This is a genomic window from Bacillus stratosphericus (assembly GCF_020524495.1).
Lineage (GTDB): Bacteria > Bacillota > Bacilli > Bacillales > Bacillaceae > Bacillus > Bacillus stratosphericus_B.
In genome coordinates this window covers 49,355-63,993 of record NZ_JAIVLB010000004.1, presented here as the reverse complement: position 1 = coordinate 63,993, position 14,639 = coordinate 49,355, and the positions used below count along the sequence as shown (strand labels likewise).

General features: G+C 40.9%; 14 protein-coding genes. 13 read left to right on the top strand and 1 reads right to left on the bottom strand.

Annotation, left to right across the window (positions count from 1 at the left end; translation table 11 throughout):
• Positions 1–160: 160 nt before the first annotated feature.
• From LC033_RS02645 to malS, 8 genes are all read left to right on the top strand, one after another.
• On the top strand, positions 161–1,018 hold the full coding sequence (locus LC033_RS02645) for a class II fructose-bisphosphate aldolase (RefSeq protein WP_226566720.1): 858 nt from the start codon (positions 161–163) through the stop codon (positions 1,016–1,018).
• A 111-nt stretch (positions 1,019–1,129) separates the two neighbouring features.
• Positions 1,130–1,768, top strand: a complete 639-nt coding sequence (gene fsa / locus LC033_RS02640; protein WP_226566719.1) for a fructose-6-phosphate aldolase — start codon at positions 1,130–1,132, stop codon at positions 1,766–1,768.
• A gap of 244 nt (positions 1,769–2,012) precedes the next feature.
• A complete protein-coding gene (murA, locus tag LC033_RS02635) occupies positions 2,013–3,302 on the top strand; it encodes a UDP-N-acetylglucosamine 1-carboxyvinyltransferase (RefSeq protein WP_226566718.1) in 1,290 nt (429 codons plus the stop codon).
• Positions 3,303–3,333: 31 nt separating this feature from the next.
• The gene (gene glpX / locus LC033_RS02630) at positions 3,334–4,299 is read left to right on the top strand and encodes a class II fructose-bisphosphatase (protein ID WP_226566717.1); all 966 of its coding nucleotides are present in this window, start codon (positions 3,334–3,336) and stop codon (positions 4,297–4,299) included.
• A gap of 367 nt (positions 4,300–4,666) precedes the next feature.
• Positions 4,667–5,950, top strand: coding sequence for a transcription termination factor Rho (gene rho, locus LC033_RS02625; RefSeq protein ID WP_226566716.1), 1,284 nt, complete (start codon positions 4,667–4,669; stop codon positions 5,948–5,950).
• A 130-nt stretch (positions 5,951–6,080) separates the two neighbouring features.
• Positions 6,081–6,281 carry a 50S ribosomal protein L31 gene (gene rpmE / locus LC033_RS02620; RefSeq protein ID WP_003215407.1) on the top strand — a complete coding sequence of 67 codons (201 nt, stop codon included), beginning with the start codon at positions 6,081–6,083 and terminating at the stop codon, positions 6,279–6,281.
• Between the two features lie 87 nt (positions 6,282–6,368).
• Positions 6,369–6,971, top strand: a complete 603-nt coding sequence (locus LC033_RS02615; RefSeq protein WP_226566715.1) for a thymidine kinase — start codon at positions 6,369–6,371, stop codon at positions 6,969–6,971.
• Positions 6,972–7,208: 237 nt separating this feature from the next.
• Entirely contained in the window at positions 7,209–8,915 is a 1,707-nt protein-coding gene (gene malS, locus LC033_RS02610; protein WP_226566714.1) for an oxaloacetate-decarboxylating malate dehydrogenase, read from the top strand.
• Positions 8,916–9,874: 959 nt separating this feature from the next.
• On the opposite strand, the gene racA is transcribed toward malS, so the two are convergent.
• Positions 9,875–10,423 (bottom strand): chromosome-anchoring protein RacA, encoded by a 549-nt coding sequence (gene racA / locus LC033_RS02605; protein WP_226566713.1) that lies wholly within the window; start codon positions 10,421–10,423, stop codon positions 9,875–9,877.
• A gap of 211 nt (positions 10,424–10,634) precedes the next feature.
• On the opposite strand from racA, the gene prfA reads away from it, so the two are divergent.
• From prfA to LC033_RS02580, 5 genes are all read left to right on the top strand, one after another.
• Positions 10,635–11,702 carry a peptide chain release factor 1 gene (prfA, locus tag LC033_RS02600; protein ID WP_226566712.1) on the top strand — a complete coding sequence of 356 codons (1,068 nt, stop codon included), beginning with the start codon at positions 10,635–10,637 and terminating at the stop codon, positions 11,700–11,702.
• Positions 11,692–12,579, top strand: coding sequence for a peptide chain release factor N(5)-glutamine methyltransferase (gene prmC, locus LC033_RS02595; protein WP_226566711.1), 888 nt, complete (start codon positions 11,692–11,694; stop codon positions 12,577–12,579). Before prfA ends, prmC begins: the two co-directional genes overlap by 11 nt.
• Before the next feature lie 138 nt (positions 12,580–12,717).
• Positions 12,718–13,227, top strand: coding sequence for a hypothetical protein (locus tag LC033_RS02590; RefSeq protein ID WP_264188612.1), 510 nt, complete (start codon positions 12,718–12,720; stop codon positions 13,225–13,227).
• 90 nt (positions 13,228–13,317) lie between these two features.
• Positions 13,318–13,974 (top strand): stage II sporulation protein R, encoded by a 657-nt coding sequence (gene spoIIR / locus LC033_RS02585; RefSeq protein ID WP_226566709.1) that lies wholly within the window; start codon positions 13,318–13,320, stop codon positions 13,972–13,974.
• Positions 13,975–14,040: 66 nt separating this feature from the next.
• Positions 14,041–14,484 carry a GNAT family N-acetyltransferase gene (locus tag LC033_RS02580; RefSeq protein WP_226566708.1) on the top strand — a complete coding sequence of 148 codons (444 nt, stop codon included), beginning with the start codon at positions 14,041–14,043 and terminating at the stop codon, positions 14,482–14,484.
• Positions 14,485–14,639: the final 155 nt, after the last annotated feature.

Sequence of the window (14,639 nt, the reverse complement as noted above, 5' to 3'; positions counted from 1 at the left end):
AGTCATTCTATTGCCGATTTGTCGAATAATTGGTATTCTAGATAAGAAGAAGAAAGCGATCTGACTTTGAAAGTTTACATATGGCGAGAAAATCTGGTCATGCTAGGGTAGAGAGCTTTTTTTAGTAAGCAAATTAGCTACATAGGGAGGATTTTTCATCATGCCTTTAGTTTCAATGACAGAAATGTTGAAAGATGCAAAGGAAAAAGGTTACGCTGTTGGACAGTTTAACTTAAATAATTTAGAATTCACACAAGCGATTTTACAAGCTGCTGAAGAAGAGAAATCTCCAGTTATCTTAGGAGTATCTGAAGGAGCAGGACGCTATATGGGCGGCTTCAAAACAGTTGTCGCAATGGTTAAAGCGTTAATCGAAGAATATAATGTAACAGTTCCTGTTGCGATTCATTTAGATCACGGTTCAAGCTTTGAATCTTGTGCAAAAGCGATTCATGCAGGATTTACTTCTGTCATGATCGATGCTTCTCACCATCCATTTGATGAGAACGTGGCAACAACTGCAAAAGTAGTTGAGCTTGCACATTTCCACGGTGTATCTGTAGAAGCTGAGCTTGGAACTGTTGGTGGACAAGAAGATGACGTCATCGCTGAGGGTGTTATTTATGCTGATCCAAAAGAGTGTCAAGAGCTTGTAGAACGTACTGGCATTGACTGCCTTGCACCTGCTCTAGGTTCAGTACATGGTCCATACAAAGGTGAACCAAACCTTGGTTTCACCGAAATGGAAGAAATTGGAAAATCAGCAGGTCTTCCACTTGTTCTTCATGGCGGAACAGGTATCCCGACTGCTGACATTAAGCGTGCAATATCACTTGGTACAGCAAAAATTAATGTAAACACTGAAAACCAAATTGCTTCTGCGAAAGCAGTTCGCGACACACTTGCTGCAAAAACAGAAGAGTATGATCCACGTAAATATCTTGGACCAGCTCGTGACGCAATTAAAGAAACTGTTATCGGCAAAATGCGTGAATTTGGTTCTTCTAACCAAGCATAATTTGATGAGAACCGAAAGCCGCCTGATTCACAGGCGGTTTTCTCCATATCTTGAGAAAGCGCAATTCAATTTACATGTCAGACAATTTATTGATAGGAGAGAGGCACGGTTATGTTATTTTTCGTAGATACAGCGAATATCGAAGACATCAAAGAGGCACACGAGTTTGGCATATTAGCAGGCGTCACAACAAACCCTAGTTTAGTAGCGAAAGAAAAGGGTGTATCATTTCATGATCGTCTTCGTGAAATCACTAACGTGGTGTCAGGTTCTGTCAGCGCGGAAGTCATTTCTCTAAAAGCCGAGGAAATGATTGAAGAAGGAAAAGAGCTTGGTGCTATTGCACCAAATATCACGGTGAAAGTTCCAATGACAACTGATGGACTAAAAGCAGTCAAAGCCCTAACAGACCTTGGTATTAAAACAAACGTCACATTGATCTTCAATTCAAATCAGGCACTGCTTGCAGCAAGAGCGGGTGCGACGTATGTTTCTCCATTCCTTGGTCGTTTAGATGACATCGGCCACAATGGTCTTGATCTCATTAGCGAAGTGAAAACCATTTTTGATGTTCATGGATTAGATACACAAATTATTGCTGCATCCATTCGTCACCCTCAGCATGTGACAGAAGCTGCGATTAGAGGTGCTCATATCGGCACAATGCCGCTGAAAGTCATCAAGCAACTGACAAAACACCCATTAACGGATGCAGGCATTGAGCAATTTTTAGCAGACTGGAATAAATAAGCGAGTGGCAGGCGGAAAACCCTTCCGTTTGCCGCAGTTTTCCTAAAAAACGCTAAGAAATGTTTTGTGTAAAGAAGAGAACATCACAGCCTCGCAAAGCTTCGATTATTTTTCTTCCGACAAATTTTGTTTAACCTGTATTCTTTCTCTTGATATTGGCTAAATTTTGGACAAGACCTTTTAAAGCGCGACATCCACAAACAGTATAACTCCAACAGTGATCTTCTTAAGAAGGGAGACAAATATGGAAAAGTTAAACATTGCCGGTGGTGACCTCTTGTGTGGGACCGTACATATTAGTGGTGCGAAAAATAGTGCTGTGGCACTGATTCCTGCCACGATTCTCGCTAATTCTCCAGTAACTATTGAGGGCCTTCCGCATATTTCAGATATTGACACGTTACGAGATCTGTTAGAAGAAATTGGCGGGAAGGTGACATTTGAAAAAGGTGAAATGGTTGTCAATCCTTCAACAATGATCAGTATGCCGCTTCCTAATGGGAAAGTCAAAAAATTGCGTGCGTCCTATTACTTAATGGGGGCGATGCTAGGCAGGTTCAAACAGGCTGTTATTGGTTTGCCAGGAGGATGTCACTTAGGTCCTAGACCGATTGACCAACATATAAAAGGCTTTGAAGCACTTGGAGCTGAGGTGACAAACGAGCAGGGTGCCATTTATTTGCGTGCTGAAAAATTAGTCGGAGCACGTATTTACCTTGATGTTGTGAGTGTAGGTGCGACCATTAATATTATGCTGGCGGCCGTGTTGGCCAAAGGCAAAACAGTGATTGAAAATGCCGCAAAAGAGCCCGAAATTATTGATGTAGCGACACTGCTTGCAAGCATGGGAGCTAAAATCAAAGGTGCGGGCACTGATGTGATTCGGATCGAGGGTGTAGAATCTCTTCATGGCTGCAAGCATTCAATTATTCCTGATCGCATAGAAGCAGGTACGTTTTTAATTGCTGGTGCAGCGATGGGAGATGAAGTTGTACTTGATAATGTGATCCCAACTCATTTAGAATCAATTACGGCGAAACTTAGAGAGATGGGGTTCACCATTGAAACGAGTAACGATCAGATGCTAATTGTTGGCAGGAACGAAGGACTCAAGCCTGTCGATTTCAAAACCCTTGTGTACCCTGGCTTTCCGACTGACCTTCAGCAGCCGATGACGGCCTTATTAACAAAAGCGAAAGGCACAAGTGTTGTCACAGATACGATCTACTCTGCCCGCTTTAAACACATTGACGAATTGCGTCGAATGGGTGCAAATATGAAGGTGGAAGGGAGATCTGCCATTATTACCGGACAAACTAAGCTCCAAGGGGCAAAGGTAAAAGCAAGTGATTTGCGTGCAGGTGCGTGTCTCGTTGTCGCTGGGTTAATGGCAGACGGTGTGACCGAAGTCACAGGGCTTGAACATATAGACAGAGGATATAGTATGCTTGAGGAGAAGCTAGAAGGCTTGGGTGCAACCATCTGGCGTAAAAAGCTCAGTGACCAAGAAATAGAAGAACTTCAAAATTCATAAGGCTTGACTGCGAGAGGAGATTTGGACGAAAATGGAAAGAAGTTTATCGATGGAACTAGTACGCGTGACAGAAGCAGCCGCATTAAAATCTGCCCGTTGGATGGGGAGAGGGAAGAAAGACGAAGCAGATGATGCTGCAACAAGTGCAATGCGTGATGTATTTGACACCATTCCGATGAAGGGAACAGTGGTCATCGGCGAAGGGGAAATGGACGAAGCACCAATGCTTTATATCGGGGAAAAGCTTGGGAACGGATATGGACCTCGCGTGGATGTCGCTGTTGATCCATTGGAAGGAACAAATATTGTGGCAAGCGGCGGCTGGAATGCCTTAGCTGTCATCGCTGTTGCTGATCATGGTAACTTGCTAAATGCACCTGATATGTACATGGATAAGATCGCAGTAGGTCCAGAAGCGGTAGGCTGCATCGACATTGAAGCGCCTGTCATTGATAATCTTCGCGCTGTTGCAAAAGCGAAAAACAAAGATATTGAAGATGTTGTTGCGACGATTTTAAACAGAGATCGACATGAGAAAATTATTGCTGAGCTGAGAGGAGCAGGAGCAAGAATTAAATTGATCGACGATGGTGACGTCGCAGGAGCCATTAATACAGCATTTGATCACACTGGTGTTGATATTCTATTTGGTTCAGGCGGAGCACCTGAGGGTGTCCTTTCTGCTGTTGCGTTAAAGGCACTTGGTGGTGAAATCCACGGTAAGCTTCTTCCTCAAAGTGAAGAAGAGCTGAGACGCTGTGAGAAGATGGGGCTGGATGTTGGAAAAGTCCTGAGAATGGAAGACCTCGTGAAAGGAGACGACGCCATTTTTGCAGCGACAGGTGTAACGGACGGAGAGTTATTAAAAGGTGTTCAATTCAAAGGCTCTGTTGGAACAACACATAGTGTTGTCATGCGTGCGAAATCTGGTACTGTTCGATTCGTCGATGGCAGACACAGCTTAAAGAAAAAACCGAATCTTGTCATTCTTCCGTAATCAGAAAGCGGGTATTCATTACCCGCTTTTATAGGTGTCAAATGTATATCATTTTCTTTTTAAAGTTGAATATTCTCTGCAAATGAGGTAAAACTAAAGAGTGCTGCGAAATTTTCTGCGAATTTACTTCTTTTAAGCTTCAACAAGTTTAAATACTGCCGCACAATGACAATATATTCATTATCCTTCTCTATGTTGAAAAAGCTCTATTTCACCTTGTTTCTATCTTCCATGATATAACGAGTGGGAGCGTTAGTTACCATGAGAGTGAGGTCATTCCAACAAAAAACGGAATTAAAAGCTAATCAAATACAATGGTCATGCATTTGTAATGAAATACATTGACTAGAAAAGTGTGGTGTCCATATTGAAAGATGTTTCGATATCATCTTTGGAAAATATGAAATTAAAAGAGCTGTATGAGTTAGCAAAACGTTATAAAATCTCTTATTACAGCAAACTAACAAAAAAAGAATTAATCTTTGCAATCTTAAAGGCAAATGCAGAGCAAGAGGATCTCTTATTTATGGAAGGGGTTCTGGAAATTATTCAGTCTGAGGGATTTGGTTTTTTAAGACCAATTAACTACTCCCCAAGTTCTGAAGATATTTATATTTCTGCTTCACAAATCAGACGCTTTGATTTACGAAATGGAGATAAGGTGTCAGGAAAGGTACGACCTCCAAAAGAGAATGAACGCTACTATGGCCTCCTTCATGTAGAAGCAGTAAATGGGGATGACCCAGAGTCAGCAAAGGAACGTGTTCACTTTCCTGCACTTACACCGCTATTCCCAGATCGCCAAATGATTCTTGAAACACAGCCAAATCACCTGTCTACTAGAATTATGGATATGATGGCACCAGTTGGGTTTGGACAGCGTGGATTAATCGTTGCGCCGCCTAAGGCAGGGAAAACCATTTTGCTAAAAGAAATTGCCAACAGCATTTCAGAAAATCATCCAGAGGCAGAACTAATTGTGCTTCTGATTGACGAACGCCCAGAGGAAGTAACAGATATCGAACGTTCTGTTGCAGGAGATGTTGTTAGTTCAACCTTTGACGAAGTACCGGAAAACCACATTAAAGTAGCAGAGCTTGTATTAGAGCGTGCAATGCGACTTGTTGAACATAAAAAAGATGTCATAATCTTAATGGACAGCATCACAAGGCTTGCCCGTGCATACAATCTTGTCATTCCACCAAGTGGAAGAACACTATCTGGCGGGATTGATCCAGCCGCTTTCCATCGTCCAAAACGTTTCTTCGGTGCTGCGCGTAACATTGAGGAAGGTGGAAGCCTGACCATTTTAGCCACAGCACTTGTTGATACAGGGTCACGTATGGATGATGTGATTTATGAGGAGTTTAAAGGAACTGGAAACATGGAACTCCATTTGGACCGCTCACTTGCAGATAGAAGAATTTTCCCAGCGATCGACATTCGTCGTTCTGGTACAAGAAAAGAAGAACTCCTTGTGCCAAAAGAGCATCTTGACCGTCTATGGGCGATGAGAAAATCGATGTCTGATACACCTGACTTCGCTGAGAAGTTCATGCGCAAAATGCGAAAAACAAAGACAAACCAAGAATTTTTCGATATTTTAACGCAAGAATGGAAACATGCGAATATGTCTGCATCAAGAAGGTAGCTTCCTGAAAAAATACATTTGCAATCATAGACTCACACTGTTATAATTTCATCATGTGCGTTTCAGAACTTATTCTGAGATATTAACTCTGTTTCCGAATTGGATTCAGGGCGGAAGGAGATGACAGTAGATGAAAACAGGAATTCATCCTAACTACAAAAAAGCTACAGTCAAATGCGCTTGTGGAAATGAGTTTGAAACTGGATCAGTAAAAGAAGAGGTACGCATTGAGATTTGCTCTGAATGCCATCCTTTCTATACAGGCCGTCAAAAATTCGCTTCTGCTGATGGACGTGTTGACCGCTTTAACAAAAAATACGGTCTTAAGTAATAATAGATACAATAAACAGGCAGGAATCCGTTCTTGCCTGTTTTTTTACGTGGATTGATGGAATTTTAAAACGGGGGAGAAGACCTTATGTATGTGATGAAACAAAGCGGTTGGCTTGAAGTCATCTGCGGTAGTATGTTTTCTGGAAAGTCGGAAGAATTGATTCGGAGAGCCAAAAGAGCCACCTTTGCCAAACAAGAAGTGAAAATATTCAAACCAGCAATTGATAATCGATATAGCACAAGCTCAGTTGTATCACACAACGGTTTATCAGTAGATGGAATTGCAGTAGCCTCACCAAAAGACATAATAACGCACATATCAGAAAAAACAGATGTCATTGGCATTGATGAGGTGCAATTTTTTGATGAGACAATCATTGATATTGTCACTCAATTGGCCGATAAAGGCTACCGAGTCATTGTTGCAGGCCTTGATCAAGACTTCAGAGGAGAGCCATTTGGTGTTGTTCCTCATTTAATGGCATCTGGAGAGCTTGTAACAAAACTTCAAGCAGTTTGTTCGGTATGCGGCTCCTCAGCGAGTAGAACACAACGATTGATCGACGGTAAACCCGCATCCTATGATGATCCCATTATTTTAGTAGGTGCGCAGGAATCATACGAAGCACGCTGCAGACATCACCATGAAGTACCAAAGCTTGATGTTGGTAAAACACTTGACAATTAAAGAAATAGTAAATGATGCTATGATTTGTTTTTCTAAATTTTGGCTGAACCTTAAATAACACTAAGGAAAAATACGCTTGCGTTTTGGCATAAGCAGGCATAAAATGACTAACTGTAGTGTAGTAAAGCATTTCAACGAAAGTTTGATTTCTTGTCGTATTTTTTTGGTTAAGGATTTTTCTCCTTAATCATTCTTTTGAATAATATTTAACCTTATTTAAGGAAGAGGGTATTTTTGATGAACAACGTGAAGAAGACAAAAGAAGGGTATCTCGAAACCAATTTGACAGGTAAAGATGTATTATCGATTCCAACGTTGAACAAAGGCGTTGCTTTCTCTGAAGAAGAAAGACAAGAGCTTGGCCTAGAAGGATTGCTTCCACCAACTGTTCTCACATTAGAACAACAAGCGGAAAGAGCGTACAAGCAATTTCTTGCTCAGCCAGATCGTCTTCGTCAAAACGTATACTTAAATGATTTACAAAACCGTAACGAAGTGTTGTTTTACAAGCTTTTAACAGACAAGCTTCGTGAAATGCTTCCTGTTGTCTACACACCAACTGTTGGTGAAGCGATTCAAGAATACAGCCATGAATACAGAAGACCTCATGGTGTCTATCTTACAATCGACAACATCGACGGCATTGAGAAAGCATTTGAAAACTTGCATGCAACAGCAGGCGACATTGACCTCATCGTTGCAACTGACTCTGAGAGTATTCTTGGAATTGGTGACTGGGGTGTTGGTGGTATTAACATCGCGATTGGTAAATTGGCTGTTTACACTGCAGCAGCAGGTATTGATCCAAGCCGTGTTATTCCAGTTGTATTAGATGTTGGAACAAACAATGAAAAACTATTGAATGATCCATTATACATCGGTAACCATCACAAACGTGTACAAGGTGAAAAATACGAAGAGTTCATTGATGCTTATGTTAAAGCAGCACTTAAATTCTTCCCGAAAGCGTTGCTTCACTGGGAAGACCTCGGAAACAAAAATGCACGTAACATCATGAAAAAATACAACGACAACATCCTAACGTTCAACGACGATATTCAAGGTACTGGTGCCATTACTTTAGCGGGAGTTCTTGCTGCTGTCAAAAAAACTGGTACTCAATTGAAAGATCACCGTGTTGTCATCTTCGGAGCTGGATCAGCTGGTATCGGAATCGCAGATCAAATGCGTGACACAATGGTACTTGAAGGTTGTCTGACTGAAGAAGAAGCAAACAATGCATTCTGGACATTAGACTACAGAGGGTTGTTAACAGACCAATTTGAAGCTGAAGTGCTTGATTTCCAAAAACCGTACCTTCGTACATCTGATGAAGTGAAGGGCTGGGCACGTGATGAAAAAGGACAAATCTCATTTGCAGAAACAGTGCGACAAGTAAAGCCAACGATCCTTATCGGGACATCAGGTCAAGGCGGCGCATTTACTGAAGAGATCATTAAAGAAATGGCAGTTCATACAGAACGTCCTGTTATCATGCCAATGTCTAACCCAACACCACTTGCTGAGGCAGTGCCAGAGGATCTATTCAAATGGACAGACGGCCGTGCACTTGTTGCAACAGGTAGCCCATTCGAAAACGTTGAGTACAGCGGAATTGAACATGAAATTGGACAATCAAACAATGCATTTGTTTTCCCTGGACTTGGTCTAGGTTCTATCGTAACGGAATCAAAAATCATCACAAAAGGCATGTTCGTCGCTTCTGCGAATGCGATTGCTGAAATGGTTGACCATGATAAACCAGGAGCTGGTCTCCTTCCAAGCATTGATAAATTACAAGAGGTGTCAATCCGAGTGGCGATTGAAGTTGCGAAAGCAGCGATTGAAGATGGAGTTGCAAGAAAAACACCTGATAATATTGAACAAGCTGTGAAAGACGCAATGTGGATTCCTAAATATAAAAAAATTGTAAGAGCATATTAAAATGTGTAATGCGGCATTGTTTAGGATCATCTAAGCAATGCCGCAATCAAAAGAATAGTAAGATGGACTTTTTAATCGTTGAAACTGCACTTTTGTGAAAAAAGAAAACAAAGATCGCATGTTGCGCATCTCAATTAATCAGAAAGCAGCGGATCCTCACGCGGAAAGATTCTCCTTTCCATACGGCCAGAAACCGTTGAGTTCAGTTTTTCACACAGCAAGGAACTCACGGCGGTATGCACGTTACCGTTGAGCCAGATAGTAAAAATGGGCCAAACTCCGCTCTCTCAAGCTAGTATTAGGTATTATTCATGGGGTATTTATTTTTCAAAAAAACAGTTTTTACTAGATTTTTTGTACTTTGTTATTATACTATTTTTATTGACATTACTTGCTGCTGTTACAGAAGCATTCATAACGCCTTATTTACTGAACAAATTAACATTTGGACTCTTATGTTTAATAAAAAGCAGATAGATAAATTACTGGACGATCATACAGAAGAAGAACAAAAAGAAACGAAAAGTAAAGTTAATACTTCATTTATAATAGTATTTTATTTCTCGATACTACTATCAATCTGTACTTTCTTTTTTGATTATAGATATTTTTTGATTACTTTGTTTGGCCCGACCATTTTAGTCATATCCCCACCTTTACAATTAAAAAAAGGTATTTATAGAATTTTTTCAGCCCTATATTTAATACTTTTATTTACAGTTACTTTCTTTTGGCTAAATTAAGTGAAGAAAAACTCGAACTGATTGCCGGCATCGCGGGTTTAGCAACTTCCAAAAATAAACAAAGATGACGTGCTTGCCATTCTCCGTATTTCCATACTGTTGAATAACAAATTGTTCTATGTGAAAATATGAAATTAACCATAAAATCCTTCTCGGAAATGGAATTGCACTTACCATATAATATAGTTGAAAGGCTGCCTAGCGAGGCAGCCTTTCTTAGCGAAACGAATGAAATAGAGGGAAGAGTACACGCTTCTTTTTGATCTCAGGGTGTGCGATTTTCTTCTCTTCTTCTACTTGTGACGATTGTTTCAATGTTGTAGTGAGGCGTTCAAGTTTAGTCGTTAAATCTTCAATTTCTCTTCGGTGCTGAAGCAACTGATAGGACACACATTCATCTGCCTTTTTGGCCAGTTTTCGTTCAAGCTCTTGTAAACGTTCTTCAACATGAGCGACTTGTGATTGCTGCTGAAGGAGCTTCTTCACTTGTCCTTCTAAAGCTTCAAGCCGTTGTGTAGCAGCGGTAGTTTCTACAGCGGGTGATAACTGCTGAACCGTCTCCTCATGGATGGACATTTTAATGTCCTGAAGGAATACGCCTTCATTCATTTGGTGTTTGACCTCTTTAAGTAGCTTTACAATGTCTTCATGAAATTCATAATGTCCAAGTTCATTCCGGGCGACAGGAATGTTGAGCTTCTTGACCCAACGATGAATCGTTTTTGAAGAGACACCAATTTCCTTAGCAACCTCATTTGTATTCAAACCAAATGCCCTCCCTTTTTTCAATTACAAGTATCATTCTCTTGAAGGAGGACATGTTCCTTCACGTTAGACAAAACAAGTAACCAATCGCCAAAGATCGTGTTTTCTAGCAAAAAAATGTAGCGACATCATTGTTTTGGAAATTTTTTTTGACTGTCATACCCCTCTATACTATAATTAGACTGTTACGCACAAAACAGAGGTGAAGGCCATGTTAGACCGTTTAAAATCAATCGAAGAACGCTATGAAAAGCTAAATGAATATTTAAGTGATCCTGAAGTGGTAAACGATCCTAACAAGCTTCGTGAATATTCAAAGGAACAATCAGATATTCAAGAAACTGTTGAGGTATATAGACAATATCGTGCAGCTTACGACCAGCTGAATGATGCGAAAGCGATGCTAGAAGAGAAGCTGGATTTCGACATGCGCGACATGGTCAAGGAAGAAATTTCAGAGCTCACAGAGGAAACGGACCGTTTAGAAGACGGGCTGAAAATCCTGTTGATTCCAAAAGATCCGAATGACGATAAGAACGTTATTGTTGAGGTTCGTGGTGCAGCAGGTGGAGAAGAGGCTGCTCTTTTTGCAGGAAACCTTTACCGTATGTACAGTCGTTATGCTGAAATGCAAGGCTGGAAAACGGAAGTCATGGAAGCAAGTATCACTGGAACGGGCGGTTATAAAGAGATCATCTTTATGATCAGCGGGAAAGGCGCTTATTCCAAATTAAAGTTTGAAAATGGCGCACATCGCGTGCAGCGTGTCCCCGAAACAGAATCAGGCGGACGAATTCATACATCGACTGCGACAGTGGCTGTATTACCTGAGGCAGAGGAAGTTGAAATTGATATTCACGAAAAAGATATTCGTGTCGATACGTTTGCATCAAGCGGACCCGGTGGGCAGAGTGTAAACACAACCATGTCTGCTGTTCGATTAACTCACCTTCCAACAGGTGTTGTTGTTTCCTGTCAGGATGAAAAGTCGCAAATCAAAAACAAAGAAAAAGCAATGAAAGTGTTACGTGCTAGAATTTATGATAAATTCCAGCGTGAAGCACAAGCTGAATATGATCAAACACGTAAATCTGCTGTTGGAACAGGGGATCGATCGGAGCGTATCCGTACGTACAATTTTCCGCAAAACCGTGTAACAGATCACCGCATTGGGTTGACGATTCAAAAGCTTGATCAGATTTTAGAAGGAAAACTTGACGAGGTCATAGATGCATTAATTATGGAAGACCAAGCAAGAAAGCTTCAAAATGAAAAATAATCAACGAACGATTTTCGAAGCCCTTAAATGGGCTTCTTCTTTGTTAACGGAAGCGGGCAGAGACCAAAATGCAGCAAAACTTCTTCTGATGCATGTGCTTGGGTGGAGCAGAAGTGAACTTCTTGCACGTTTTCATGATCCGCTGCCAGAGGCGCAAGATCGACTGTTCAGCGAGTTTGTCACACAGCATGAGCTTGGCGTGCCTGTTCAGCATTTAACGGGTGTTGAATTTTTTTATGGCCGTCCTTTTGAGGTGAACAAACATGTTCTCATTCCTCGTCCTGAAACAGAAGAAGTCGTTCTGGCGGCGTTGAATATGGTGAATGAAGTATTTCCGCATGATCTGCCGCTGACAGCAGTTGACGTTGGCACAGGAAGCGGAGCAATCGCTATTACGTTAGCTCTTGAAAAAGAATCTTTATCTGTCATAGCGACTGATATCTCACGTGATGCTCTGGCGGTAGCGAAGCGGAATCAAGAAGCGCTAGGTGCAGACGTTCATTTTTTACATGGAGATTTACTTGAACCTATCGTGGATCATGGCATCAAAGTGGATTTGTTTATTTCCAATCCACCCTATATTGCAGTAGAAGAAATGGACAGTCTATCAGAGGTTGTCACAAAGCATGAACCAGTCAATGCGCTGACTGACGGACGTGATGGGCTATGGTTTTATCAGCGGCTCGTTCGTGATCTCCACAACGTATTAAATAAGCAAGCGGTCGTTGTCTTTGAAATTGGACACACGCAAGCACAAGATGTAAAAGCCCTTCTCGTGCAGGCATTCCCTACAGCTAATGTTCGCATCGTAAAAGACATTAACGGAAAGGACCGAGCTGTTTGCGTACACATTCAAAACGGAAGTCCGGCTGAATAAAGTCGGACTATTTTATTATGTAAAGATGAAACTTATGGTAAAAGAGAAACGTATATACATAAGAATGAACATTCTGATCATGATGTTTTTACATAAATTTGTTTTGAAGGAGCGAATGGTGTGAACAGAAGGTATGCGATGGTGTTGGTCATCGTCGGTGTACTATTGATTGTGAGTGCTTGCGGTAAACCTAGCTTTAAAAAAGAGGCAGCAGCATTTGGAGAAAGCTATAAAAAAGCACAATACACAGTGAATCGAACGGATGACCTATCTGACATGAAGGAGAAGTTAAAGTATTATTTAACCGAGCATGAATATCAGGAATATACACAAGACAGCATGTTCCCAAGTGTTTTAGAAGCAGCTGAGGATCAAGATTGTCAAATTGAGCTGAAGAATATTACGTTTACGCCTTCTGATGAAAGTGATGACAGAATTGAATTTGATTATGAAATGACGATTCAATTTATTGATCAAAAAGGAAAGGTCAAAAAAGAAATCGAGAAAAAAGGGCAAATGACGGTCATCCAAACAGAATCAGGTTTAAAAATCAGCCGAGATTGGGACGGGAGACTATATCCCTCTGACTACCAATCCTCACTCCAAAGTCGTTCTGAAATGGAACGGCTTTTTTCATTTGACTCATAATCTATTAAAAAAATCATTTTTGCTGTTTAAGAGATAAATTTCCTGGACACAATGTTTGTAGCGAAGAAAAAAAGTGGGGGAGAACACAACATGTTCAAAAGTAAAATGATAATTTGTCTTTATATATTCCTATTATTATGTGGGGCTTTTGCAAACCTTGGACGAGAGGAGACAGCGACTGCTTCTGCAAACCAGCCTGTTGTGATACCAGATGAAGCGATTCGTTTACGCATTTTAGCGAATAGTGATCGTTCAGCGGATCAAGATGTGAAAAGAAGCATTCGTGATGAGGTCAATGCCAATATCACTGAGTGGGTCAAAGACCTGACATCCATTGATGAAGCGAGACATGTCATTCGTTCAAAGCTACCTGAAATCAATCGTATCGCCAAAACAAAATTGAAAGAACAACATATTGATCAATCGGTATCGGTCAATTTTCAAAAAGCTTCTTTTCCAACAAAGCTTTATGGAAATTTCGTCTATCCTGCTGGGAAATATGAAGCCATTTTGATTACGTTAGGAGAAGGGGATGGAGCCAATTGGTGGTGTGTGTTATTCCCACCTCTTTGCTTTATCGACTTTTCAAATGGAGAAGCCATTGCATCGCCAGAAGGGGATGATGAAGCCAAGGGGGCAGAGCAGCAAACAGATGAGTCTGTGAATGAAGTGGTGAAAGAAGAGAAAGAAGAGACTGGAGAAGTGAAGTTCTTTCTGTTCGAATGGGTCTCTAGTCTTTTCTCTTAAAACAATTGGTATAAATCTGTTTTTGCCTCATAGAGTTGAAGTAAGAGATCAAAAAGAGGTGAAAGCATGTATTATCAATTAAGAATGGCCACAGAAGAAGATGTCCCAGCTATCAATGCTTTTCTTGAAAAAGGACAAGCCAAGGGCGGGGTGACGATTGCAGAGCGTACGGCATTTGTTGTCATGGAAGATGCTGACGGGAAGCTGGCAGGAAGCTTAGGCCTTGAACAGCTCAATGAACATGAGGGGTTACTCAGGTCACTTGTCATATCAGATAAACTCGGTCAGGGACACATTGTTTCTTTGTTTCAAAGTGTACAAACATTGGGGGAAAAACGAGGTGTGGATACCTTTTATGTCGTAGCCAACCATTCGTCCTCACATGATTTTTTAGCATTAATGGGTTTCTCACTATTAGAAGAAATTCCGGATAGCGTGTGGGTATCTACACATGCAAAGGAGTCACTGGGGAAAAAACAGGCTGTGGTGCTGCAAAAAAAGAGTAGTTAATCAAACAAACGGATTTATACACATACTTATCCACTGTTAAACAAGCGTTATCCACAAATTGTGGACAACGCTTGTTTTATTGAGCATCATCTTTTATACTTTCAAAAGGATAATTGAGATATATCAACAGTTTTATCTTTTTTAAAAGGAGTTTG

Coding starts and splice junctions, on each gene's coding strand:
- LC033_RS02645 (WP_226566720.1), top strand. CDS start 161: ATGCCTTTAGTTTCAATGACAGAAATGTTGAAAGATGCAAAGGAAAAA.
- fsa (WP_226566719.1), top strand. CDS start 1,130: ATGTTATTTTTCGTAGATACAGCGAATATCGAAGACATCAAAGAGGCA.
- murA (WP_226566718.1), top strand. CDS start 2,013: ATGGAAAAGTTAAACATTGCCGGTGGTGACCTCTTGTGTGGGACCGTA.
- glpX (WP_226566717.1), top strand. CDS start 3,334: ATGGAAAGAAGTTTATCGATGGAACTAGTACGCGTGACAGAAGCAGCC.
- rpmE (WP_003215407.1), top strand. CDS start 6,081: ATGAAAACAGGAATTCATCCTAACTACAAAAAAGCTACAGTCAAATGC.
- LC033_RS02615 (WP_226566715.1), top strand. CDS start 6,369: ATGTATGTGATGAAACAAAGCGGTTGGCTTGAAGTCATCTGCGGTAGT.
- malS (WP_226566714.1), top strand. CDS start 7,209: ATGAACAACGTGAAGAAGACAAAAGAAGGGTATCTCGAAACCAATTTG.
- prfA (WP_226566712.1), top strand. CDS start 10,635: ATGTTAGACCGTTTAAAATCAATCGAAGAACGCTATGAAAAGCTAAAT.
- prmC (WP_226566711.1), top strand. CDS start 11,692: ATGAAAAATAATCAACGAACGATTTTCGAAGCCCTTAAATGGGCTTCT.
- LC033_RS02590 (WP_264188612.1), top strand. CDS start 12,718: ATGGTGTTGGTCATCGTCGGTGTACTATTGATTGTGAGTGCTTGCGGT.
- spoIIR (WP_226566709.1), top strand. CDS start 13,318: ATGTTCAAAAGTAAAATGATAATTTGTCTTTATATATTCCTATTATTA.
- LC033_RS02580 (WP_226566708.1), top strand. CDS start 14,041: ATGTATTATCAATTAAGAATGGCCACAGAAGAAGATGTCCCAGCTATC.